This window comes from Phytohabitans sp. LJ34 (assembly GCF_052068095.1).
Taxonomy (GTDB): domain Bacteria; phylum Actinomycetota; class Actinomycetes; order Mycobacteriales; family Micromonosporaceae; genus Phytohabitans.
This window is the reverse complement of record NZ_JBQHDG010000025.1, coordinates 25,808-49,088: the sequence shown is the minus strand read 5'-3', so window position 1 is coordinate 49,088 and position 23,281 is coordinate 25,808. Positions and strand designations below refer to the sequence as shown.

At 71.1% G+C, this 23,281-nt stretch carries 23 protein-coding genes and 1 riboswitch; of the genes, 8 read left to right on the top strand and 15 right to left on the bottom strand.

What is annotated here, in order from left to right; all coding sequences use genetic code 11:
- Nucleotides 1-168: 168 nt before the first annotated feature.
- From yajC to ACTMTJ_RS36100, 5 genes are all read left to right on the top strand, one after another.
- Nucleotides 169-480, top strand: coding sequence for a preprotein translocase subunit YajC (yajC, locus tag ACTMTJ_RS36120; protein WP_441223312.1), 312 nt, complete (start codon nt 169-171; stop codon nt 478-480).
- Nucleotides 481-581: 101 nt separating this feature from the next.
- Entirely contained in the window at nt 582-2,459 is a 1,878-nt protein-coding gene (gene secD / locus ACTMTJ_RS36115; protein ID WP_441223184.1) for a protein translocase subunit SecD, read from the top strand.
- A 4-nt stretch (nt 2,460-2,463) separates the two neighbouring features.
- Complete coding sequence (gene secF / locus ACTMTJ_RS36110) at nt 2,464-3,651, top strand: protein translocase subunit SecF (protein ID WP_441223183.1); 1,188 nt, start codon at nt 2,464-2,466, stop codon at nt 3,649-3,651.
- Nucleotides 3,652-3,721: 70 nt separating this feature from the next.
- On the top strand, nt 3,722-4,249 hold the full coding sequence (locus tag ACTMTJ_RS36105; protein WP_441223182.1) for an adenine phosphoribosyltransferase: 528 nt from the start codon (nt 3,722-3,724) through the stop codon (nt 4,247-4,249).
- A 159-nt stretch (nt 4,250-4,408) separates the two neighbouring features.
- Nucleotides 4,409-6,865, top strand: a complete 2,457-nt coding sequence (locus tag ACTMTJ_RS36100) for a RelA/SpoT family protein (RefSeq protein WP_441223311.1) — start codon at nt 4,409-4,411, stop codon at nt 6,863-6,865.
- Between the two features lie 62 nt (nt 6,866-6,927).
- On the opposite strand, the gene ACTMTJ_RS36095 is transcribed toward ACTMTJ_RS36100, so the two are convergent.
- Nucleotides 6,928-7,398, bottom strand: coding sequence for a winged helix-turn-helix transcriptional regulator (locus ACTMTJ_RS36095; RefSeq protein WP_441223181.1), 471 nt, complete (start codon nt 7,396-7,398; stop codon nt 6,928-6,930).
- A 56-nt stretch (nt 7,399-7,454) separates the two neighbouring features.
- Between ACTMTJ_RS36095 and ACTMTJ_RS36090 the strand changes: the two genes are divergently transcribed.
- Nucleotides 7,455-7,979 (top strand): PaaI family thioesterase, encoded by a 525-nt coding sequence (locus ACTMTJ_RS36090; RefSeq protein WP_441223180.1) that lies wholly within the window; start codon nt 7,455-7,457, stop codon nt 7,977-7,979.
- A gap of 98 nt (nt 7,980-8,077) precedes the next feature.
- Here ACTMTJ_RS36090 and hisS read toward each other — a convergent pair whose 3' ends face one another.
- Both hisS and ACTMTJ_RS36080 read right to left on the bottom strand, forming a co-directional pair.
- Entirely contained in the window at nt 8,078-9,400 is a 1,323-nt protein-coding gene (hisS, locus tag ACTMTJ_RS36085) for a histidine--tRNA ligase (RefSeq protein WP_441223179.1), read from the bottom strand.
- Complete coding sequence (locus tag ACTMTJ_RS36080; protein WP_441223178.1) at nt 9,397-10,080, bottom strand: MBL fold metallo-hydrolase; 684 nt, start codon at nt 10,078-10,080, stop codon at nt 9,397-9,399. Before ACTMTJ_RS36080 ends, hisS begins: the two co-directional genes overlap by 4 nt.
- A gap of 182 nt (nt 10,081-10,262) precedes the next feature.
- On the opposite strand from ACTMTJ_RS36080, the gene ACTMTJ_RS36075 reads away from it, so the two are divergent.
- The gene (locus ACTMTJ_RS36075; RefSeq protein ID WP_441223177.1) at nt 10,263-11,168 is read left to right on the top strand and encodes a peptidylprolyl isomerase; all 906 of its coding nucleotides are present in this window, start codon (nt 10,263-10,265) and stop codon (nt 11,166-11,168) included.
- A 39-nt stretch (nt 11,169-11,207) separates the two neighbouring features.
- On the top strand, nt 11,208-12,029 hold the full coding sequence (locus ACTMTJ_RS36070) for a peptidylprolyl isomerase (protein WP_441223176.1): 822 nt from the start codon (nt 11,208-11,210) through the stop codon (nt 12,027-12,029).
- A gap of 394 nt (nt 12,030-12,423) precedes the next feature.
- Here the strand turns inward: ACTMTJ_RS36070 and ACTMTJ_RS36065 are convergent, their stop codons facing one another.
- From ACTMTJ_RS36065 to ACTMTJ_RS36010, 12 genes are all read right to left on the bottom strand, one after another.
- A complete protein-coding gene (locus tag ACTMTJ_RS36065) occupies nt 12,424-14,208 on the bottom strand; it encodes a serine/threonine-protein kinase (protein WP_441223175.1) in 1,785 nt (594 codons plus the stop codon).
- Between the two features lie 110 nt (nt 14,209-14,318).
- Nucleotides 14,319-15,104: an ABC transporter ATP-binding protein gene (locus ACTMTJ_RS36060; protein ID WP_441223174.1), complete on the bottom strand. Its 786-nt coding sequence runs from the start codon at nt 15,102-15,104 to the stop codon at nt 14,319-14,321.
- Nucleotides 15,104-15,937, bottom strand: coding sequence for an ABC transporter permease (locus ACTMTJ_RS36055; RefSeq protein ID WP_441223310.1), 834 nt, complete (start codon nt 15,935-15,937; stop codon nt 15,104-15,106). Before ACTMTJ_RS36055 ends, ACTMTJ_RS36060 begins: the two co-directional genes overlap by 1 nt.
- Before the next feature lie 151 nt (nt 15,938-16,088).
- Nucleotides 16,089-17,072, bottom strand: a complete 984-nt coding sequence (locus ACTMTJ_RS36050) for an ABC transporter substrate-binding protein (protein ID WP_441223173.1) — start codon at nt 17,070-17,072, stop codon at nt 16,089-16,091.
- Entirely contained in the window at nt 17,069-18,184 is a 1,116-nt protein-coding gene (locus tag ACTMTJ_RS36045) for an agmatinase family protein (protein ID WP_441223172.1), read from the bottom strand. Before ACTMTJ_RS36045 ends, ACTMTJ_RS36050 begins: the two co-directional genes overlap by 4 nt.
- A gap of 50 nt (nt 18,185-18,234) precedes the next feature.
- Nucleotides 18,235-18,356, bottom strand: a riboswitch (guanidine-I (ykkC/yxkD leader).
- A 151-nt stretch (nt 18,357-18,507) separates the two neighbouring features.
- Nucleotides 18,508-18,903 (bottom strand): SSI family serine proteinase inhibitor, encoded by a 396-nt coding sequence (locus ACTMTJ_RS36040; RefSeq protein ID WP_441223171.1) that lies wholly within the window; start codon nt 18,901-18,903, stop codon nt 18,508-18,510.
- 33 nt (nt 18,904-18,936) lie between these two features.
- The gene (locus ACTMTJ_RS36035) at nt 18,937-19,674 is read right to left on the bottom strand and encodes an urease accessory protein UreD (RefSeq protein ID WP_441223170.1); all 738 of its coding nucleotides are present in this window, start codon (nt 19,672-19,674) and stop codon (nt 18,937-18,939) included.
- Entirely contained in the window at nt 19,671-20,327 is a 657-nt protein-coding gene (ureG, locus tag ACTMTJ_RS36030) for an urease accessory protein UreG (protein ID WP_441223169.1), read from the bottom strand. The genes ACTMTJ_RS36035 and ureG overlap by 4 nt, the downstream gene beginning before the upstream one ends.
- Complete coding sequence (locus tag ACTMTJ_RS36025) at nt 20,317-20,943, bottom strand: urease accessory protein UreF (protein WP_441223168.1); 627 nt, start codon at nt 20,941-20,943, stop codon at nt 20,317-20,319. The genes ureG and ACTMTJ_RS36025 overlap by 11 nt, the downstream gene beginning before the upstream one ends.
- Nucleotides 20,943-22,643 (bottom strand): urease subunit alpha, encoded by a 1,701-nt coding sequence (locus ACTMTJ_RS36020; protein ID WP_441223167.1) that lies wholly within the window; start codon nt 22,641-22,643, stop codon nt 20,943-20,945. The genes ACTMTJ_RS36025 and ACTMTJ_RS36020 overlap by 1 nt, the downstream gene beginning before the upstream one ends.
- Nucleotides 22,636-22,938 (bottom strand): urease subunit beta, encoded by a 303-nt coding sequence (locus ACTMTJ_RS36015; RefSeq protein WP_441223166.1) that lies wholly within the window; start codon nt 22,936-22,938, stop codon nt 22,636-22,638. The genes ACTMTJ_RS36020 and ACTMTJ_RS36015 overlap by 8 nt, the downstream gene beginning before the upstream one ends.
- Nucleotides 22,935-23,237: an urease subunit gamma gene (locus tag ACTMTJ_RS36010; RefSeq protein WP_441223165.1), complete on the bottom strand. Its 303-nt coding sequence runs from the start codon at nt 23,235-23,237 to the stop codon at nt 22,935-22,937. Before ACTMTJ_RS36010 ends, ACTMTJ_RS36015 begins: the two co-directional genes overlap by 4 nt.
- Nucleotides 23,238-23,281 lie beyond the last annotated feature (44 nt).

Sequence of the window (23,281 nt, the reverse complement as noted above, 5' to 3'; positions counted from 1 at the left end):
TCTGTGCCAAGTTCGGTGTTCACAGCGACAGGGATTAGACTTCGCCGCGGTCCGTACAGGACGTGAGATCACGCCTGCGCTCCGGTGCCCCCGCGCCGGGTGTGGGTCAAAATTGGAAGGTCATCTATCGTGCCTTTGGCAGCAAACTCCGGCGGCGCCGGTAGCTTCATGCCGATTCTCATGATCGTCCTGCTGTTCGGCGTCATGTACTTCATGATGATCCGCCCGCAGCAGAAGCGCCGTCGCGAGGCGGAGCAGATGCAGGCGACGCTCGGCCCCGGCGCCGAGGTGGTGACGATCGGCGGCCTCTACGGTCACGTGGTGAGCGTCGACGACGACACCGTCACGCTCGAGGTCGCGCCCGGCGTGCAAAACCGCTACGCCCGCCCCGCCATCGCCCGCGTCGTCAGCGGCGCGACGCCGCAGGAGGCCCCCGCGGCCGAAAAGGTCGTCGACGAGGCCGACGCCAACAAAGACTGATCCGCTGAGCGGGCGGCGTCCCCACACCACCCGTTCGACCCTGCCCAGCCGCCGGCTCGCCGGCCGGCCCACATCTATACCGCACAGGAGACCCGACAGCCGTGGCACCACCTCAGGGACAGATGCGCCCAGGGCGGCAGCTGGCCGTGCTCGGCCTGATCTTCGTCGTCCTCTACCTGCTGGTCTTCCTCGGCGGTAGCGGCAGCATCACGGATCGGCTGGAGCCCAAGCTCGGCCTCGACCTCATCGGCGGCAGCCGGGTGACCTACACGGCCACCACGTCGAACGGCCAGGCGCCCCAGGCAGACCAGCTCGAAGAGGCCCGCCAGATCATCGAGAGCCGGGCAAACGCGTACGGCGTCTCCGAGGCCGAGGTGGTGACCGAGGGCGACCGAAACATCGTGGTCTCGCTGGCCGGCGAGAGCGATGACGCGCTGGCCAACCTCGGCCAGGCGGCGGAGCTGCGGTTCCGCAAGGTCCTCAAGGTCACGGGTGACGCGTCCGCGGCGGCGGTGGCGCCGAGCGCGACCCCGTCCGGCACCGCGACGCCCACGCCCTCGGCCACCGGCGCGACGCCGACGCCGAGCGCGTCGGCGAGCGGCGGCCAGGGTGGCGGCGCACCGGCACCGTCCGGGTCTCCGTCGGCGACGCCGACGCCCACGCCGAGCGCGACCGGCACCGCCGCGACCGAGGAGGACCAGAGCGGCACCCGGACGCCCGAGCAGCTGCTGGCCGACGCCAAGCGCAAGGTCGGCGACGCCGCGTGGGCCGCGGCCAGCGCGCTGGAGGCCCCGCCGGACCTGAGCACCGACCCGACGGCGGCGAAGTCGTTCGAGGCGTTCACCAAGCTCGACGGGCCGGAGGTGTCGGTCCTCGACCCCAAGATGCAGTTCAACGTGCCGACCATCGGCTGCGCCCAGCTCGACAGCCGCCCGCCGGGTTCGATCCAGGACCCGGCCAAGCAGGCGGTCTCGTGCGAGGCGTCGCAGAAGATGTTCCTCGACGTGGCGAAGGTGCTCGGCACCGACGTCTCCGACGCCAGCGGCGTGCTCGACCAGCAGGGCGGCGACTGGGTCGTCTCGCTCGACTTCACCGGCGACGGCCAGAAGAAGTGGACCGCGCTGACCCGCGAGGCGTTCGAAAACACCGGCGGCGGCTGCGACGCGTCCGCGCTCGGCGACCAGGGCAAGTGCCGCGTCGCGGTGGTGCTCGACAACCAGGTGATCTCTTCGCCGGAGATCCAGGGCGTGCTGACCGGCGACTCGCAGATCACCGGCAGCTTCAGCTCCAAGTCGGCCAACGAGCTCGCCGGCAAGCTCCGCTACGGCGCGCTGCCGCTGACCTTCACCCAGCAGGAGGTGCAGAACGTCTCCGCGACGCTCGGCACCGAGCACCTGAAGGCCGGTCTGCTGGCCGCGGGCATCGGCATGCTGCTGGTCATCATCTACTCGTTCTTCTACTACCGCCTGCTCGGCACCGTGATCTTCCTGAGCCTGATCCTGTCCGGCCTGCTGGTCTTCGGCGCGCTGATCGTGCTCGGCCGGCAGATCGGCTACACGCTCAACCTCGCCGGCATCGCGGGCTTCATCGTGTCGCTAGGTGTGGCGGCGGACTCGTTCGTCATCTACTTCGAGCGACTCAAAGACGAGATACGCGAGGGTCGAAGTCCGCGCAGCGCCGTCCCGCGCGCGTGGGCCCGGGCCCGCCGCACGATCATCTCGGCCAACGCGATCACGATCATGGCGGCCGTGGTCCTCTACATCGTGTCCGTCGGCACGGTGAAGGGCTTCGCGTTCGCCCTCGGCCTCGCCACCGTGCTCGACCTGGTGGTCGTGTTCCTCTTCCGTCATCCGATCATGGCGATGTTCGCGCGGACCCGCGCGTTCCTCTCGCCGCGGGTCAGCGGCCTCGGCCGGGTCCTCGAAAAGGAACCCGCCGACCAGCCGGCGAAACCCCGCACGCGCGTGAAGGAGGCGTGACCCCATGAGTGGTCTCGCTACCAGGCTCTACAAGGGCGACGCCGACCTCAACATCGTCGGCAAGCGCAGGATCTGGTTCACCGTCGCCGCGGTGGCCGTGCTGATCGCCGTGATCAGCTTCTTCGCGCGCGGCTTCACGCTGGGTATCGAGTTCTCCGGTGGCAACGAGTTCCAGGTGCCGGCCTCGGTGGGCACGCTTCAGCACGCGGAGAGCACGGTCGAGGAGGCGCTCGCCAGCGTGCCCAACCCCGACGGCGACCCGCTGCGTGTGGCCTCCACCCAGCAGGTCGGCGGCGGCGACGGCACCTACCTGATCCGCACCTCGGAGATGGAGCCGGAGCAGTCCGAGGCGGTCAAGGAGCACCTCGTCCAGGCGTTCGGCATCCCGGCGGGCGAGATCAGCAACAGCCGGGTGAGCGGCGCGTGGGGCGCCCAGGTGACCGAGCGGGCGCTGCTCGGCCTGGTCATCTTCATCGCGGTCGTGATGCTCTACCTGATCGTCCGGTTCGAGTGGCGGATGTCCGTCGCCGCGGTCTCCTCGCTGCTGTTCAACCTTGTGCTCACCGCCGGCATCTACTCGATCGTCGGCTTCGAGATCACCCCGTCGACGATCATCGGTTTCCTCACCATCCTCGGCTTCGCGCTGTACGACGTCGTGGTGGTGTTCGACAAGGTGCAGGAAAATACCCGCGGCATCACGGCGAGCAGCACACAGACGTACGCCGAGGCGGCCAACCTCGCGGTCAACCAGACGCTGATGCGGTCGATCAACACCGGCCTCGTCGCGCTGCTGCCCGTCGGTGGCCTCCTGTTCATCGGGGCCGGCCTCCTTGGCGCGGGTACCCTCCGCGACCTCGGCCTCGTGCTCTTCGTGGGTATGGGCATCGCGGTGTACTCGTCGATCTTCTTCGCGACTCCGGTGCTGACCACGCTCAAGAGCTTCGAGCCGAAGTACCAGGCGCACACCCAGCGCGTGCTGGCCCGCCGCTCGGCGATCGCCCGTGGCGAGGTGGCGCCGAAGACGAGCCGCTCGCCGAAGCAGTCGAAGCCGGCCGAGCAGCACGACGACGCCGAGGTGGCGGCGCTGGCCGGCGCCGCGCCGAAGGTGGGCGCCCGGCCGACCGCCAAGCGCCCGTCCGGCAACCGGGGCGGCCGCTCCGGCAGCCGGCCGCGGGGCGGCAAGCGACACTGAGTTCATCCGCGATCAGGGCGTCCTTCGAGTAGGTCGAGGGGCGCCCTGACCATGAGCGAAGGAGTTTCGCGTGGCTGACCTCGCGGAGATCGTGGCGAGCAACACCGTGGACGTGCCCGACTTTCCCAAGCCGGGCATCCTCTTCAAGGACCTGACCCCGCTGTTCGCGAACGGGCCGGTCTTTCGCGAGGTCGTCGACGGGATCGCGGCGCACTACGGGGCCGGCTCGTTCGACGTGGTGGCCGGCATCGAGGCGCGTGGCTTCCTGATCGCCGCCGGCATCGCGTACGCCACCGGGGTCGGTGTGGTGCCGGTGCGCAAGGCCGGCAAGCTGCCCCGCGCCACCCACCGCGGGTCGTACGAGCTGGAGTACGGCGAGGCCACGCTGGAGGTACACCAGGACGCCTTCCGGCCGGGCGAGCGGGTGCTGGTGGTCGACGACGTGCTGGCCACCGGCGGCACCGCCGCCACCACACTGGAGCTGGTGGAGCGCGCCGGGGGAACAGTCGTCGGGTTCACCGTGTTGCTGGAGTTGTCGTTCCTGCCCGGGCGGGAGAGGCTGGCACCCCGTGAGGTTCATGCCCTCCTGACCGTCTAAAGCGGCTCTGGCCTGGGCCGACGGGTAGGATTGCGTTCCGCGGCCGGCCAGGATCGGTACGGGCGTGGGTAGCGGAGGGTGGTGCTGGCCGGATACGGTCGGTGTCATTCCCCGGCGAGGGTGAGGAGGCCGGTGTCTCAGCAGGACGTCGCCCATTCAGTGGAGGGCAGCGTGCATCCGACTGGCGAGGCGCAGCCCGGTCAGCAAGAGGTGGCGACCGCCGCTAGCAACGCACCCGCCGAGGCCGTCGACAGCGGCGCGGAGGGCGCCGGTGTGGTCGTGCCGTTCCCGGCTGAGTCTGCCAACCATGACGACCACGACGACGAGTCGGCCGAGGCGGCCACCGCGTCCGGTTGGGCCGTCGCGCCGACCGGGCGCCGGGTGCGGGCGCGGCTGGCCCGGTTCAACGCGCCCTGGCAGACCCCGCAGGTCAGCGAGGTGCTCGAGCCGCTGATCGCTACCCACCGCGCGTGCCATCCCAAGGCCGACGCGCGGCTGTTGCAGCGTGCCTTCGACGTCGCCGCCCAGTGGCACTCGGGGCAATACCGCAAGTCCGGCGATCCGTACATCACGCATCCGCTGGCCGTGGCCACCATCCTGGCCAACCTGGGCATGGACACCACCACGCTGGTGGCGGCGCTGCTGCACGACACGATCGAAGACACCGAGTACGGGCTCGACGAGATGCGCACCGAGTTCGGCGGCGAGGTGGCCCTGCTGGTCGACGGCGTGACCAAGCTCGACAAGGTCAAGCTGGGCGACGCGGCCAAGGCCGAGACCATCCGCAAGATGGTCGTCGCGATGGCCAAAGACCCGCGCGTGCTCGTCATCAAGCTCGCCGACCGCCTGCACAACATGCGCACGCTGACCTTCCTCCCGCGCCCCAAGCAGGAGCAGAAGGCCAAGGAGACGCTGGAGATCCTCGCCCCGCTGGCCCATCGCCTGGGCATGAACACCATCAAGTGGGAGCTCGAAGACCTCGCGTTCGGCACGCTGTTTCCCAAGCGGTTCGAGGAGATCAACAGGCTGATCGGCGAGCACCAGCCGCAGCGTGACACGCTGCTGCGCCAGGTGACGCAGAAGGTCCAGATGGATCTCAAGGCCGCCAAGATCAAGGCGGAGACGACCGGCCGCCCCAAGCACCTGTATTCGATCTACCAGAAGATGATCGTGCGGGGCCGCGACTTCAACGACATCTACGACCTGATCGGCGTCCGGATCCTTGTCGACACGGTGCGCGACTGCTACGCGGCGTTGGGTGTCATCCACGCCAACTGGCAGCCGGTGCCGGGCCGGTTCAAGGACTACATCGCGATGCCGAAGTTCAACATGTACCAGTCGCTGCACACCACCGTGATCGGCCCGACCGGCAAGCCAGTGGAGATGCAGATCCGCACGCTGGGCATGCACCGCACGGCGGAGTTCGGCATCGCCGCCCACTGGAAGTACAAAGAGCAGAAGGGCGCCACGATCGTCGGGCCGCCGGCCCACATCGACGAGATGACGTGGCTGCGGCAGCTGCTCGACTGGCAGCGGGAGGCGAGCGACCCGAGCGAGTTCCTCGACGCGCTCCGGTTCGACCTCTCCAGCCAGGAGGTCTACGTCTTCACGCCCAAGGGCGACGTGATCCCGCTGCCGACGGGCTCCACGCCGGTCGACTTCGCGTACGCGGTGCACACCGAGGTCGGACACAAGTGCATCGGCGCGCGGGTCAACGGCAAGCTCGTGCCGCTGGAGTCGACGCTGTCCAACGGCGACGTGATCGAGATCTTCACGTCCAAGTCGGAGACGGCCGGCCCCTCGCAAGACTGGCTCGGCTTCGTCAAGAGCCCCCGCGCCCGCACGAAGATCCGGCAGTACTTCAACAAGGAGCGCCGCGAGGAGGCGATCGAGGCCGGCAAGGAGTCGATCGTCAAGGCGATGCGCCGCCAGGGCCTGCCGCTGACCCGCATGCTCACCACCGAAGCGCTGATGGCGATCGCCCGCGACCTGCACCTGGCCGACGTGGCGTCCCTGTACGCGGCGGTCGGCGAAAACCAGGTCTCCGCCCAGTCGGTGGTCCAGCGGCTCGTCCAGGGCTACGGCGGCGAGGAGGGCGCGGTCGAAGACATCGCCGAGACCGCCGTCGCCACCCGCCCGCCGAGGGCCCGCCAGTCGGTGCAGGACCCGGGCGTGGTCGTCCGCGGCGTGAGCGACGTCTGGATCAAGCTGGCGCGCTGCTGCACGCCGGTGCCGGGCGACGCGGTGTTCGGCTTCGTCACCCGCTCGGGCGGCATCAGCGTCCACCGCGACGACTGCGCCAACGCCGAAGACCTCAAGGCACAGACCGACCGCATCGTCGAGGTGACCTGGAAGCCGACCTCGGCGTCCACGTTCCTGGTGGCGATCCAGGTCGAGGCGTTGGATCGGCACAAGCTGCTGGCCGACGTCACCCGCGTCCTGTCCGACGAGCGCGTCAACATCCTGTCCGCCACGGTCACCACGACCCGCGACCGCGTGGCGGTAAGCCGCTTCTCCTTCGAGATGGCCGACCCGAAGCACCTTGGTCATCTGCTGGCCGCGGTCCGCAAGGTCGACGGCGTCTTCGACGCATACCGCGTCACGTCGGGAGCGTAAGCCGACCGGCTTCGTCATTTGAGCTACCGCGGGCGTCTGGAAATCGCGCTAAAAAGCGCGGGTCAGCGACGGTGGGCGCCCTTGCCCGGGGCGGTGACCACCTCGCGGGGCTTGAGTGCCTCGTGGCCGCCGGCGCAGCGCATCACCGAGTGGACCTCCTCGCCGCAGTCGCGGTGGACGATGGCCACCGGTGGGCCTTCCGGGTCGGCGAGGTAGCGGTTGCCCCACTCGGCGATGGCGACCAGCACCGGATAGAGGTCGAAGCCCTTCTCCGTCAGGCGGTACTCGTGGCGGGGGCGGGCACCCGGCTCGCGGTAGGGCACGCGGCGCAGCACGCCGTTGTCGACGAGCATGGCCAGGCGGTTGGTCAGCACCTGGCGGGGGATGCCGGTGCGGTGGCGCATGTCGTCGAAGCGGCGGATGCCGGCGAAGATGTCGCGGAGCACGACGAACGTCCACTTTTCGCCCAAGATGGTCATCGCGCGGGCGATCGTGCAGTTTTCCACCGACCAGTCGAGTGCCTGAGGTCTCACAACGCCGAGCCTAAGTCTCATTGACAGACCCAGCAAATGAGTGACAGGCTGCGTCCATGACGCAGACTCAGGCAGCGCCCGGCGAGGACACCGGCGTGCGGAGCCGGACGTTCGAGTGGTCCGACCCCGCTGGCAACGCGGCGCTGGTCGGGCGGCGTTCCGGGCTGGATCTGCTGCGGGCGATGGCCGCGGGCGAGCTGCCCGCCCCGCCGGTGATGCACCTGCTCGGGATGTCCCGCTTCGTGCCCGACGAGGGGCGCGTGATCGTCGAGATGGAGCCCCAGGAGTTCCACTACAACCCGCTGGGCTCGGTGCACGGCGGTGTGCTCTCGACGCTGCTGGACACGGCGGCCGGCTGCGCGGTGCACTCGACGCTCCCGGCCGGGGTCGGCTACACCACGCTCGACCTCAACGTGAAGTTTCTCCGGCCGGTGACCATCGCCTCCGGCCTGCTGCGGTGCGAGGGCACGGTGATCTCCCAGGGCCGGCGGACCGCCCTGGCCGAGGCACGGCTCACCGACGGGTCCGGCCGGCTCGTCGCGCACGCCACGTCGTCCTGCCTGCTATTCGAGATCCAGTGAAGCCGCGGGCACGGCGGCGTAGCAGTTAGGGGCCGCCGCGCCGCCGTGCCCGCCCAAACGTTGGCCGGCTCACCCGGTGAAGGCTTGTGGCCGCCGCATTAGCGCACGCTCGGCCGCAGGTCGGCATCCGGTGGGGTCCAGGCCGCGGCGTCGGCTTCGACCTGCTCGCCGGAGCGGATGTCCTTGACCGTGTCGGCCTCGCCCTCGGCGCCCGGAAACCACACGAACGGGATGCCGCGCCGCTCGGCGAAGCGGATCTGCTTGCCGTACTTGGCGGCGCTCGGCGCCACCTCCGTGGCGATGCCGCGCCGGCGCAGCGTGGCGGCGATCCGGTCGCACTCGCCGCGCCGCTCTTCGGTCGGCAGCGCGACAAGCACCGCCGTCGGCACCGCGCGGCTGACCGTGAGCGCGTCCGCCCCGAAGAGGAGGCCGAGCAGGCGGGACACCCCGATCGAGATGCCCACGCCGGGGAAGCGGTCGTTGCCCGCGGTGGCGAGGTTGTCGTATCGGCCGCCGGAGCAGATCGAGCCGAACTTCTCGTACCCGATCATCTGGGTCTCGTAGACGGTGCCGGTGTAGTAGTCGAGGCCGCGGGCGATCCGCAGGTCGGCGACGCAGAGGCCGGGCGCGTGCTCGGCGGCCGCCTCGACCACGCGCAGCAGCTCGTCGAGGCCCTCGTCGAGCTGCGGGTGGGTGACGCCGAGGGCACGGACCCGGTCGGCGAACGACCCGTCCGGCGCGGAGATCTCGGCGAGGCTCAGGCAGGCGGCGGCCTGCTTTTCGTCGGCGCCGGCGGTCTCGATCAGCAGGTCGGCCACCTTGTCCGGGCCGATCCGGTCGAGCCTGTCGATCGCGCGCAGCGCCGCGTCCGGGTCGGTCAGCCCGAGGCCGCGGTAGAAGCCCTCGCACACCTTGCGGTTGTTGACCTGGATGCGGATCTTGGGAATCGGCAGCGAGCCGAGCGCGTCGCCGATCACCAGCGGGATCTCGGCCTCGTAGTGCGGCGGCAGCGTGTCGCGGTCGACGATGTCGATGTCGGCCTGGAGAAACTCGCGGTAGCGCCCCTCCTGCGGCCGCTCGCCCCGCCACACCTTCTGGATCTGGTAACGCCGGAAGGGGAAGGTGAGCTTGCCGGCGTTTTCAAGGATAAATCGGGCGAACGGGACGGTCAGGTCGAAGTGCAGCCCCAGCTCGTCGTCGCGTTCGCCCTCGGCGGCCTGGAGCCGGCGCAGCACGTACACCTCTTTCGAGGTCTCGCCCTTGCGCAGCAGCTGGTCGAGCGGCTCGACGGCACGGGTCTCCAGTGGTGCGAAGCCGTAAAGCTCGAAGGTGCGGCGGATGTGGTCGATGACGTACTGCTCGATCATCCGCTGCGGCGGGAGCCACTCGGGAAAGCCGGAGATCGGCGTCGGCTTGCTCATAAAACTGTTCCAGCCTCGGCGACTTGTAGAAGGTACGGGTTGGTGGCGCGCTCGCGCCCGATCGTCGTCGCCGGTCCGTGGCCGGGCAGCACGACGGTCTCGTCGGCGAGCGGCAGGATCTTGTCGCGCAGGCTCGCGACCATGGCGTCCATGCTGCCGCCGGGCAGGTCGACGCGGCCGACCGAGCCGGCGAATAGCACGTCGCCGGAGAGGCAGACCTCGACCGAGTCGGGCCCGGGCACCCGGATGAGCACGGAGCCGCGCGTGTGGCCCGGCGCGTGGTCGATCGTGAACTCCAGCCCCGCGAGGCTCACCACCGCGCCGTCGGTGAGCTCCGCGACGTCGTCGGGCTCGCTCCACTCCAGGCCGCCCAGCAGCGTGCGCGGGTCGATCGAGTTGATCGCCTTGCTCGGGTCCTTGAGCAGCTCACGGTCGTCGGGATGGATGTACGCCGTCACACCCCGCGCGCCGCACACCGGCGTCACCGAGAACGTGTGGTCGAGGTGGCCGTGGGTCAGCAGCACGGCCGCCGGATGCAGCCGGTGCTCCTCGATCAACGCGTTGAGCCGGTCGATCACCCCGATGCCGGGATCGACGACGACACACTGCTCGCCCGGCCCGGTCGCCACCACGTAACAGTTGGTGCCGAACACGTCAGCCGGGAACCCCTTCACCAACATGCGCACAAGCCTATCGGTGTTGATGTCGGCCGATTGAGAACGGGCGACCTCACGCAACACTTTCCCAGGTGATACCCGTACACTCTGGCGGGCGTTGTGTGGCGTGCGCTACACAGTTTCGGGTGTCGCGCACCGTGCGCTGCGGTTTCGTGGCGTCGGCGGATTGAGGAAGGGGAGCGCGGGTGGCTTCCAGCAGGACTCGGCAGCGCAAGCTGGCCCGGGCCAAGTACGACCGGCAGATGGCGCGCAAGGCGGCGCAGACCCGCCGCAAGCGGCGCGTCCAGGCCGGCGTCGGCGCGGCCGTCGCACTCGCGCTGATCGTGGTCGGCACCGTGTGGGTGCTGGGCGGCTTCGACTCCGACCCGAAGGACGAGGCCGCGGCCGACATCTGCGCCTGGACCGCCGCGGACGCCGCCAACAACCCCAACCTCAAAGACGTCGGCAAGCCGGCCACCAAAGACCTGCCGACCACCGGCACGCGGCCGATGACCATCACCACCGACCAGGGTGCCCCGATCACGGTCTCGCTCGACGTGGCCAGCGCGCCGTGCGCGAGCGCGAGCCTCGCCCACCTGGCGTCCAACGGCTTCTACGACAACACCAAGTGCACCGAGATCACCGCGGACGGCGCGCTGCGCTGCGGCGACCCGGGCGGCACCGGCACGGGCGGCCCCACGTATACGTTCTACAACGAAAACGTGCCCTCGGCCCCCTCCCCGTCGCCGAGCCCCGCCGCCGGCCAGCCGGCGCTATACCCGAAGGGCACCGTGGCGTTGGTCGGCAACCCGCCGGGCAGCAATGGCAGCCAGTTCCTGATCTTCTTCAAGGACTTCAGCCCGACCGACGCCCCGGCGTACCCGATCGTCGGGCGCGTGACCAGCGGCCTCGACGTGGTGGAGAAGATCGGCAAGATCAAGACGGTCGACAACGGCTCGGGCGCCAACGTCAAGCCGGATAAGGACATCACGATCCAGAGCCTCACGGTCGGCGAGATGGACCCGGTGTCACCCGAGCCGTCCACCCCGACCACCGGCGCACCGTCCGCCACCCAGTCGCCGACCCCCGCGGCGACGCCCAGCCAGTCCTGAGAAGCTTAGGTAGGAGCACCACACCCCAGGAGGAAGAGCGTGACGTCCACAAGGGAGCGGCAGCGCGCCGCGGCGCGGGCCCGGCTCGAAAGGGAGATGGCCGAGCGCGCCGCGACGGCCAGAAAGCGCCGCCAGTGGCAGGTGAGCATCGGCGCGGGGGTCGCGGTGCTCGTGCTCGCCGTCGGCGTGGTGCTGCTCGTCAACATCGCCGGCGACGACGACTCCACCGGCACCGCCGCCGACGCCTCGGCCGGCCCGGCGAGCTGCGTGTGGAATGAGGTGCCCAAGGCGGAGCGCACCAAGACCACCAAGGACGTGGGCCTCCCGCCGACCACCACACCGCCCAACACCGGCAACAAGACGATGACCGTCGACACCAACTTCGGCAAGGTCAACATCAACATGGACCTGTCGAAGTCCCCCTGCGCGGCCGAGAGCTTCTCGTTCCTGGCCAGCAAGAAGTTCTTCGACGGCACCAAGTGCCACCGCATGTTCCCCGGCATGCTCCAGTGCGGCGACCCGAGCGCCAAGGGCAAGGGCTACCGCGAGTCCGACGGCACCGGCGGCCCCTCGTACCGCTACGCCAACGAGTACCTGCCGGCCAACGAGCGCCCGGCCTATCCGGCGGGCGTGGTCGCGCTGGCCAACAGCGGCCCCGACTCCAACGGCAGCCAGTTCTTCTTCATCTACCAGGACGTCGAGCTCCAGCCCGACTACACCATCATCGGCAAGGTCGACGAGGCCGGCCTCGAGGTCATCAAGAAGGCCACCGCGAAGGGCCACGACGGCGCCTTCGACCCCCAGCCGGGTGGCGGCCACCCCAAGAACGACATCGACATCAAGACGCTGACCGTCGCCTGACGCCAGCTCGGCATAGCGTGGCGGGTGCCGACCGGCACCCGCCACGACCTTTTGAAGATCTCCAATTCTTGGGCTACCGCGATGTCCGTCGTGGTCTATGCCGTTGCTCCCGCGGCCTCACCCGTCCGCCGTTGGTCACGGTCCGGGTGCCTGTGGCGCGGGCCTCGCCGGCCACCGTCTGTGACGCGGCGTCAGCGGATCAGCTGAGAACTTCGAGATCTAGGACGGTTAGGGTTGATATGGCGCCCAAACCGTCCTAGATCTCGAATCTCGCGCCGCGCGGCGGCGGCAGCGGTTACTCAGGGCGACGAAGGCCCCGGGCCGACGACGCCAGCGAGCGACATTGGCGGCACCAGGCGGGCGAAAGCGCGACCCGCGACGAAGGGTGAGCGATCTACGGCGCGGCCGAGGCCGGCTCGACGGCGGGCTGGCTGAGTGTCGGCTCGGTGTTGCCGGCCGGCGACCCGTTGTCGGCGGGCGCCGCCGGGTTGGGGGACGACGGCGACGTCATCGGCGAGGGGTCCGGCTCCGGGGGCGGGGTGGTCGTCGGCGTGCAGGACGCCGGCAGCTCACCCTCGCCGCGCTGGGTGACCGCCGTCGGCGTGAGCACCTCGACCTGCACCCACACCGGCCCGGCGCCGTGCGACACGCCGGACGGCGCGTGCAGCGTGCCGCCGCCGGCCGCCGCGAAGTCGGCGCTCGCCGTGCCGTTTGCGCCGTCCGACCAGGTCACGCGGTAGGTGACCGTGGTCGGTGCGGAGACCGTGACCAGCGCGGACGCCGAGTAGGTGCACGCGTTCGGGTCGACCGTGACGGCGACCGTCAGGCCGGTGACCGTGGCCGGCGGGGGTGGTGGCGTGGTGGAGCCGCCGGTCTCGCCGCCGCCACCGCCGCTGGGCTCGGTCGCCGGGCCGTTGCCGGGGTCGGTGGTGCCGGAGACCGGGTCGGTGGCCAGGCCGCCGCCGATGGGTGGCTGGACGGGGCCGCCCGTGGAGAGCGGGCCGCCCGCCGAGGGCGAGAACAGCACCCTGGGCATGCCGAGCGCCCGCGCGTCGCCCGCTGGGGCGGCCGAGGGGTCGACGCCGGGAGGTGCCGGCCGCACCGCCGCGTCGGCGCGGCCGGCCAGGCCGGGGGTGTTGGGGCCGCCGGCGGCGCTGGCCAGGGTGGCCACCACCGGCACGAGCAGCGCGGCGCCCGCGGTGAGGATGGTGACCCGCCGCCGGCGTGGCGGGCGGGCCCGCTTGGCCGCCGGGACGGGCGCGGCCGAAGAAGCGGGCGGCGGGCTGCTGGGCAGGACCGCCACGCTGTGGTGCCCGGTGTACGCCCGCCGCGAGGTCAGCGGCACCCGGTACACCGAGCGGGTGCGCGGGCGGGCGGCGGCGAGCAGGGCGGTGCGGGCGGCGGCCGAGTCCATGCGGTCGGCCACGTCCTTGGCCAGCAGGCCGTCGATCACCGCGGCGAGCGCCATGCCCCGCACCGGGCGGGGGTGTGGGTCGCAGACGGTGGCGATGAGGCAGGCCATCGCGTCCTCGCGGGCGAACGGGCCGTAACCCTCCGCGGCGTAGAAGAGCGTCGCGCCGAGGCCGAACAGGTCGGCCGGCATCCCGCCCTCTTCGCCGTGCAGCCGCTCCGGCGCCACGTATCCGGGGCTGCCCATCACCGCCGCGCCGCGCAGCGGCACCGGCGCACCGGCCACCGTGGCGATGGAGAAGTCGGTGAGCAGCGGGCGGCCGTTGGCGATCAGCACGTTGGACGGCTTGACGTCGCGGTGCACCACCCCGGCACCGTGCGCCGCGTCCAGCGCGTCGAGCAGCCCCAGCCCCAGCTGGGCGGCTTTGACGCTGTCGAGCGGCCCTTCTTGCGCCACCATCTCGCGCAGCGAACGACCCTCGACCAGCCGCATGATCACCCATGGCTGGTCGGCGTCGTCCACCGCGTCGTAGATCGCGACGACGTTCGGATGGACGAGGCGGCCGGCGCTCAGCGCCTCCACCATCGCCCGATACTTGACCTCTTCACGTTCTTCCGGCGACATGGGCTGGGTGAAGCGGATCTCTTTGACCGCCACCCAGCGGGCGAGGCGCTCATCGAACGCGCGCCACACCACACCCATCCCGCCAGAACCCAGCACCGAATCTAGCCGGTACCGTCCCCCAACGACGTGCCCCGACGACGCCACGCCTGATCCTCCCGTGCTACCGCAGCATGGATACTCCAGCACTAGTTAGGGAGGCGAGCCATCGCAGATCCGTACGGCCTGGCATCGGCCGATGCTCCGATTACCGCGGTTCAGACGGCTTGTTTTTCCTGGTGACGGCGGTGGTACGCGCGGACGAGGTCCTCCACCCGCGCACGTATTGAGAGGAATTCGGGGAGTCGTTTTGCCGACAGTTCACGTTCGGCCGGGAGGTTGACGGGCAGGTCGGCGGCGACCCGGCCGGGGTCACTGGCGAGCACCACCACCCGCTGGCCCAGGAAGACGGCCTCCTCCACGTCGTGGGTGACCATCACGACGGTGGTGCCGGTGTCCTGCCACACCCGCCGGATGAACAGCTGCATGTCCTCCTTGGTCTGCACGTCGAGCGCACCGAACGGCTCGTCCAGCAGCAGCACCTCCGGCTCGCAGGCCAGGGCGCGGGCGATGGCCACCCGCTGGCGCTGCCCGCCGGACAGCTGTTTGGGCAGCACGTGGCGGAGGGCGGTGAGGCCGGTCTCGGCGAGGTACCAGGCGACCCGCCGGTCCCGCTCGGCCCGCCCCAGGGGGAGCAGCTCCAGTCCGAACGCGACGTTGCGCTCGACGGTGCGCCACGGGTAGATCGCGCCCTGCTGGAAGACGAGCCCCCGGTCGGGCCCGGGGCCGGTGACCGGGTGCCCGTCGAGGCGCACCTCGCCGGCGGTGGGGCGGACCAGGCCGGCGATCAGCGACAGCAGCGTCGACTTGCCCGAGCCGCTCGCGCCGACCACGCACAAGAACTGGCCACGCGGCACCGACAGGTCGACGCCGTCGAGCGCCCGGACAGCGCCACCCCGCCGGGGGAAGGACTTGCCGACGCCCGAGAGGACGAGGAGAGACATCAGACCCACCTCCCCACCCGGTCGCGTGCCAGCCGCAGCAGCAGGTCGATCGCCAGGCCGATGAGAGCGATCACCACGAGGGCCGCGAAGATGCGGTCGATCTGGTTGAAGCGCTGGGCCCGCACGATGCGGTAGCCCAGCCCCGACTCGGAGGCGATCAGCTCGGCGACCACGACGAAGCTCCAGGAGGCGGCCGCGTTTACCCGGATCGAGTCGAGCATGCCCGGCAGCGCGTAGGGGACGATCACCTTGCGCAGCACCTCGCCCCGGCGGGCGCCGAGCGTGTACGACACGTCGATGAGGCTGAGCGGCACCTGCCGTACGGCGTCGGCGGTCATCAGCGTGTTGAAGAAGAACGCGGCCAGGAAGAGCAGCGCCACTTTGGACGGCTCGCCCAGCCCGAGCCAGATGATCAGCAGCGGGATGAACGCGCTCGCCGGCAGGTAGCGCAGCAGGCCGACGAGCGGCTCCAGCAGCGCCTGCCCGGCCGGGAAGCTGCCCATCACGATGCCCAGCGGCACCGACACCAGCACCGCCAGCCCGAAACCCTGGAGCACCCGCGCGACCGTCGCCCACGCGTCGGTGAAGAGCATCCCGGACCGCGCCATCTCGACGCCCGCGCCGACCGCCTCGTAGGGCCCCGGCAGGTAGTCGGGCCGCCCGTCGACGACCATGCTGAACGCCTGCCACGCGACCAGCGGGACGAGCACCGACAGCGCCATCAACGTCCACCGCGCGCCGCGGGGCAGCGGCGTGCGGATGCCCCACAGGCCGCCCGCCCGCGCCGGCCGGCGGCGGGGGAGCGAGCGGGGCGGAGCCGGGTCAGCCACCATCGTCACGGTGTCTCCTGGTTCGCTCGCTCGTGCGGCGCCAAAGGCGACGTCTTCCTCCGCCGCCCCGAAACCCCGACTTCGTCGGCGGTCGCCTGCGGCTTGGGGAGGTGGGCGGGTCCGTCCAGACCCCCCGCCGCGCCAACTCGCTCGCTCACGGTGTCACCGCTTTGACGAACGTCGGGTCGAAGAGCCCGTCGAGCGGAGGCGCCTCGTCGACGAGCTTCGCCTCGACCAGGAACGCGGCGATCGACCGGGCCTGGAAGTCGAGGTTTGCGGGCGTCTCGCCGGGCGTGAAGGCGGCGATGTTCTGCTCGTGGGAGAAGATCGTGGTACCCGCGTCGTAGGTCTTGTAGTCGGCGTCGCTGACGCCGCCCTTCTTGGCCATGATGGCGATGGCCGCGTCCTTGTTGTCTTCGATCCACGCGAGCGTGTCGAACCAGGTGTCCACCATCGCCTGCACCTCCTTCGGGTGTTCCTTCACGAAGTCGGCTTCGAAGACCAGGTGGTCGGGGATCGCGCCGGGAAAGTCGGCCGAGGTGGCGATCGCCTTGCTGCCGGCGAGCCCCAGCGCGGTCGTGGTGAACGGGGCGAACGCGCCCACCGCGTCGACCTGCCCGGCCACGAACGCCGCCGCGGCGGCGTCGGTCAGCAGCGGCTTGACCGTGATGTCCCCTTCGGACAGTCCGGCCTTCCGGAGCGCGAGCAGCAGCAGGTAGTGGTCGACCGTGCCCTGCTCGACCGCCACCGTCTTGCCCTTGAGGTCGGCCACGCTCGCGATGCCGGGGCGGGCGATGATCTGGTCGTTGCCGGTGGAGTTGTCGTTGACCAGCACGATCGTCTGCCGCGCCCCGCCGCTGACCGAGGAGAGCGTGTCGTTGAGCGTCTGGCTGTTGGCGTCGAGGTTGCCGGTGGAGAGCGCGGTGAGGCTGTCGGTGTAGCTGTCGAAGTAGGTGAGCTCGACGGTCACGCCGTTTTTGGCGAAGAGGCCCTGCTCCTGCGCGACCTGCCAGGGAAACCAGCCCGGCCACGCGCTGAAGCCGATGCGGACGGTGGTGGGTGCCGCCGGGTCCTCCTCCGTGGATCCACACGCGGCGAGCAGGATGAGTGCGGCGAGCGCGGCGATGGCCCTTCTCATGGCTTGCTCCTCTGGGGAAGGTGACCGGCCCGCACGAGGCAGCCGAGCGTGTCGCAGATGACCCGGGTGGCGATGAGGGAGGTGATCTCGGCGTTGTCGTACGGCGGGGAGCACTCCACGACCTCGATGCCGGCGAGCGGCCGCTCGGCGACGAGCTGGATGAACTTGAGCACCTCGCGGGGGAGGAAGCCGCCCGGCTCGGGCCAGCCGGTGCCCGGTACGAACGCGGCGTCCAGGCAGTCGACGTCGAACGACAGCCACACCGCGTCGGCGCCGTCCCAGGCCACTTCCAGCGCCTTCGCGGCGGCCGCCTCGATGCCCATCTCGACGCAGTCGGTGACCGTCATGATGGTGGTGCCCCGCTCCCGACCCACCTTGACGCCGGGGCGGGGCGCCTGCCAGCCGCCGATGCCGATCTGCACGAGGTTTTTCGGCGGCACGTTGGGGATGTCGGTGGCGTGAAACCAGGGCGTGGTGTGCATCCGCTCGTCGAGGTCGGTCTCCTGGGTGTCGACGTGGCGGTCGAAGTGGATGATGCCGAGGTTGCCGTCGAGGTGCTCGGCCACGCCCCGCACCGTGGGGTAGCCGATCGAGTGGTCGCCGCCGAGCACGACCGGGAAGGCGCCCGAGGCGTAGACGTGGCCGACCGCCTTGGAGATCTGGTCGAACGTCTTCTCGATGTTGGCCGGGATCGTGAAGACGTCGCCGAGGTCGGCGATCGTGATCGACTCGCGCAGGTCGACGCCGAGCTCGAACGAGTACGGCCCGTAGAGCGCCGAGATCTTGCGGATGCCCTGCGGCCCGAAGCGGGTGCCCGAGCGGTACGTCGTGCCGCCGTCGAAGGGCGCGCCGAGCACCGCCACGTCGTACTCCCCGCAGCGGCGCACGTCTTCCAGGTAGGGCGCCTTCAGGAACGTGTTGATGCCGGCGAAGTGCGGCAGCTCGCCGCGGCTGAACGTGGGGATGCGACGGTCCACGATGGAGTCCGCGCCGGGCAGGCCGAGCTCGAGGCCGCGCGCGACCTCCTCGTCCCACTTGGTCGTGGGCAGCTCCGCCTCGCGTTCCACGGCGTAGCGCGCTTCGGGACCGTAGTTGTCATGGATGTGGGCCACGGGCACCTCCAGGCGAGGGAGGCCTGGCTGGAGCACAGCCAGGACCGGCTGTCTCCCGGGCTTTTGTCCCGCCGTGGAACGCGCGCGCCGCGGTGTCGCGACGCACGCGCCTGCGTCTCTCGGACCAGCCCCGCCCACGCGAACGGGCGGCGGAACCCTAGGCGCGCCTCACCGGTGGTGAGTCAGAGGCAGTAGAACCGCCGACCGTTGCCCGCGTTTTGCCCGGTTGTTGCGAACGTGTGTCTTCATAGATCGTCGGGCATCAGTATAAGTCGCCGCCGACCCCGCGATCCCAACCGGACTCGAAATGGTTTCAGGCAGTGTCAGTACCAGAAGATGTGGCCGTGGCGGATCGCGCCGTAGCAGCGGTTGGACTCGAAGGAGCTGTACAGCACCTCCTTGCCGCGCCACGTGCCGGTCACGCCGATCAGCACCGGGTCCCACTCGTCGACGCAGCCGACGCCGGGGTACCGGGGCACGGCCGCGATGTCGCCGCCGGCCGCGTCGATCTCGGCGCAGGCCTCCTTGGCGTGCGGGTGGGTGCCGCCGACCGGGTCACAGGTGATCGTCACCGTGCCGGACACGCTGTAGATCTCGAACTCGGTGTCGCCGGCGGCGCTCGCCGTCGCGGCCGGTGTGCCGACGAGCAGGAGCGCGCCGGCCAGCGTCAGCGCGCCGAGAGCGCGCCGGGCCCTCGCGGGCATGCGTGCGGGATTCATGCGGAGAGTGTAGCCCTGCTCATCCATGTTCATCTATGCAAAGGCGCGGTCGAGTGCCTCCCGCACCTCGCGCAGGTCGCGGCCCACCGCCTGGGCGAGCGCGGCCGGCCCGCCGGCGAGCGGCATCCGCGCCGCGCCCGGCCCGAGCACCGCCGCCTCCGGCGGCTTTTCCGTCCACAGAGGATCCACGACGAGCAGCGTGCCGGTCGCCCGGCCGCCACCCAGCACCGCGGAGCCGGCCCATCCCGCCGCGCGCGGTCCGACCGCCAGGTCCTGGCGCAGGAGGGTACGGCCGGCGAGGCGCACGGTGCACTCCAGCGAGGCGTCTCCGGGCTCTTCGGCGTGGCGCCCGCAGACCAGCTCCTCCCGCCAGGTGAGGGCGGCGTCCGGCTCCAGGTCCACAAGGGATCGTGAAAGGTGGTCGCAGCTCCCGGCGGCGATGAGCGGCTCGGGCAGCCAGCGCAGCGAGCCGCCGGCCGCCACGGACGCGTGGATGTCCAGCGTGGACCGCGCGCCGTCCGGGCCGGGCAGGGCGAGCGAGGCCGCGACCGCGCGCACGCACAGCTGGGCGCCGGGCCCGACAGCCACCTCGATGCGCAGCCGGTCGCCGCCGAGCGGGCCGGCGGCCCCGCCGACCAGGTGCACCTCGACCTCACCGTCCGCGTGGCGTGGACTTGTCCTCCGTACCAGAATCGGTGGCTCCGAGCGGAGGGCGACCAGGCGCGTGCGCCGGCCGTCCGCGACCGCGGTGATGCGGGCGGTGGCCTTCATCCCTTGACGAGGCCGCGCACCCAGTCGGCCACCGGTGTCGCGGCGGGGTCCTCCACCAGCGAGAGGAAGACGGTCGGCAGGTCGCCGCGGCGGGCGCCGGCGTCGCGGGCCATGACGGACAGGTCGGCGCCGACCAGCGGGGCAAGGTCGGTCTTGTTGACGACCAGCAGGTCGGCGGTGGTGACGCCGGGGCCACCCTTGCGCGGCACCTTGTCGCCGCCGGCCACGTCGACCACGAAGATCTGCCGGTCGACGAGCCCTTTGCTGAACGTGGCGGTCAGGTTGTCGCCGCCGCTCTCCAGGAGCACCAGGTCGAGCGGGCCGAGGTCGGCCTCCAGGTCTTCGCAGGCGTCGAGGTTGGCGGAGATGTCGTCGCGGATCGCCGTGTGCGGGCAGCAGCCGGTCTCCACGGCGCGGATGCGGTCGGCCGGCAGCACCCCGTTGCGGAGCAGGAAGTCGGCGTCCTCGGTGGTGTAGATGTCGTTGGTGACGACGGCGAGCCGCAGGTCGGCGGCGAGCGTACGGCACAGCGCGGCGACCAGCGCGGTCTTGCCCGAGCCGACCGGGCCGCCGATGCCGATCCGCAGCGCCCGCCCGCCGCCGGCGTTTCGCGGTGCGTGCGGATCGGGATGGGTGTGGGCTTCAGGATGCAAAGAGACGCACCTCCCAGGTGGCGTGTGCCTCTGCCCCGATGTCCAGCAGCGGTGCCGAACACGCGGGCAGGTCGTCCACTGTGGTGGCTCGCGCGGCGACGGCGTCGCACGCGGGCGCGAGCCGGGCGACGAGCGCGTGTGTCGCGTACGGGTCGAGCCCCAGCAGGCGCACGGCCGCGCCGGCCGGGCCGGTGACCGTGCCGTACGCGGCGGTGAGCGCGGCCTCGGCGGGCGTGAGCCCCGCGGCGGCGGCCACCACGCCGAGCGCGACCGGGTGGTGCAGCTCGCGCTCCACTGTGGAGAGAGTCCACAGTGTACGGCCGGCGCGCAGCAGCGCCCGCCCCTGCGCCCGCGACGCCTTGCGCAGCGCGGGAGACGGGGTGCGGGCGTCGAGCTCCTCTTCGAGCGTGTGCAGGCCGTCGCCGCGGCAGGCGGCCGTGGCGAACGCCGCGCTCACCACTCCCGCGGTCGCGAGGCGCCCCCTCAGGAAGGCGGCCAGCGTCTCCAGGTCGCGCACCCGGCCCGCCGTGACCGCCGCCTCCAGGCCGCCCGAGTGGGCGTGACCGCCGGCGGGGAAGCGCCCGTCGGCGAGCAGGAGCAGGGTCGCGCCGCTCATCAGAACAGGAAGTAGCGCTGGGCCATCGGCAGCTCGGTCACCGGCTGGGGCTCGACCACCTCGCCGTCGATCCGCACCGTGAACGTGTCCGCCTCCACCTCGATGCGCGGGGTGGCGTCGTTGAGCGGGAGGTCGGCCTTGCCGCGGGCGCGCACGTCCGCGACCGGTTTGAGCTCGCGCGCCACGGCGAGCCGGGACGCCAGGCCGTCTTCGACCGCGGCCGGCGCCACGAACGCGAGGCTCGTCGCGGCCGGCACGCGGCCGTACGCGCCGAACATCGGGCGGGGGAGCACCGGCTGGGGCGTGGGTATCGAGGCGTTCGCGTCACCCATCTGCGCCCACGCGATCATGCCGCCCTTGATCACCAGGTGGGGCCGCACGCCGAAGAACACCGGGTCCCACAGCACGAGGTCGGCCAGCTTGCCCGCCTCGACGCTGCCCACCTCGCCCTCGATGCCGTGCGCGACGGCGGGGCAGATCGTGTACTTGGCGACGTAGCGGCGGGCGCGGTGGTTGTCGGCCGCGCCGTCGCCGGGCAGCGCGCCCCGGCGGTCCTTCATCACGTGCGCGGTCTGCCAGGTGCGCAGCACGACCTCGCCGACCCGACCCATCGCCTGCGAGTCGGAGCCGATCATCGAGATCGCGCCGAGGTCGTGCAACACGTCTTCGGCCGCCATCGTGCTCGGCCGGATGCGACTTTCCGCGAACGCCAGGTCTTCCGGCACCGACGGGTTGAGGTGGTGGCAGACCATCAGCATGTCGAGGTGCTCGTCGAGCGTGTTGCGCGTGTACGGCCGGGTCGGGTTGGTCGAGGACGGCAGCACGTTGGGGTGCGACGCGACCGTGATGATGTCGGGCGCGTGGCCGCCGCCGGCACCCTCCGTGTGGTACGCGTGGATGGCGCGCCCGCCGATCGCCCGCAGCGTGTCCTCGACGAAGCCGGCCTCGTTCAGCGTGTCGGTGTGGATGTTGACCTGCACCCCGGCCGCGTCGGCGACGGTGAGGCAGGCGTCGATCGCGGCCGGCGTGGTGCCCCAGTCTTCGTGCAGCTTGAAGCCGCCCGCCCCGCCGCGCAGCTGCTCCCACATCGACTCGGCGCTGACCGTGTTGCCCTTGCCGAGCAGCAGCACGTTGACCGGCCACGGGTCGATCGCCTCGAACATGCGGGCCAGGTGCCAGGAGTTCGGCGTGACGGTGGTGGCCTTGGTGCCCTCGGCCGGCCCGGTGCCGCCGCCGATCACCGTGGTGATGCCGCTGGCGAGGGCCTCTTCGAGGATCTGCGGGCAGATGAAGTGGACGTGCGAGTCGATCGCGCCGGCCGTGAGGATCTTGCCGTTGCCGGAGATCACCTCGGTGCCCGGCCCGATCACCAGGTCGGGGTGGACGCCGTCCATGGTGTCCGGGTTGCCGGCCTTGCCCAGCGCGACGATCCGCCCGTCGCGGATGCCGACGTCGGCCTTCACCACGCCCCAGTGGTCGAGCACGACCGCGCCGGTGATCACGGTGTCCGGGGTGCCCTCGGCGCGGGTCGCCCGGGACTGGCCCATCGACTCGCGGATCACCTTGCCGCCGCCGAAGACCACCTCGTCGCCGCCGGCGCAGCGGTCCTCTTCGACCTCGATCAGCAGGTTGGTGTCGGCGAGCCGGATGCGGTCGCCGGTGGTGGGCCCGTAGAGGGAGATGTAGCGCTGCCTATTCATGCGGGCCTCCGCCGCGGAGGCCGGGCACGATCCGGCGGCCGGCGAGTGGCACGAGGTCGACGTCGCGCGGCACGCCGGGCTCGAAGCGGACGCTCGTGCCCGCCGGCACCGCGAGCCGGTGACCCCGTGCGGCCGCGCGGTCGAAGTCGAGTGCCGGGTTGGCGTCGGCGAAGTGGTAGTGCGAGCCCACCTGGATCGGGCGATCGCCGGTGTTGGTCACCGCGAGCGACAGCACGGGCCGCCCGACATTGATCTCCACATCCCCGTCGCCGGGAATGACCTCCCCGGGGATCATGGGATCGGTTCGTGGACGGTGACGAGCTTCGTGCCGTCCGGGAACGTCGCCTCGACCTGCACCTCCGGCAGCATCTCCGGCACGCCGTCGAGCACGTCTTCCCGGGTGAGCACCTGTCGGCCCGCCTCCATCAGCTCGCCGACGGTGCGGCCGTCCCGGGCCGCCTCCAGCAGGAAAGCGGTGATGATCGCGGTCGCCTCCGGGTGGTTGAGCCGGAGGCCGCGCTCGCGCCGCCGCCAGGCCACGTCGGCCGCCACGTGGATCAGCAGCCGGTCCTGCTCGTGCCGGGTCAGAAACACAGCGTCACACTGACACCTCAACGTTTCCAGCACGTTTCAGTTGT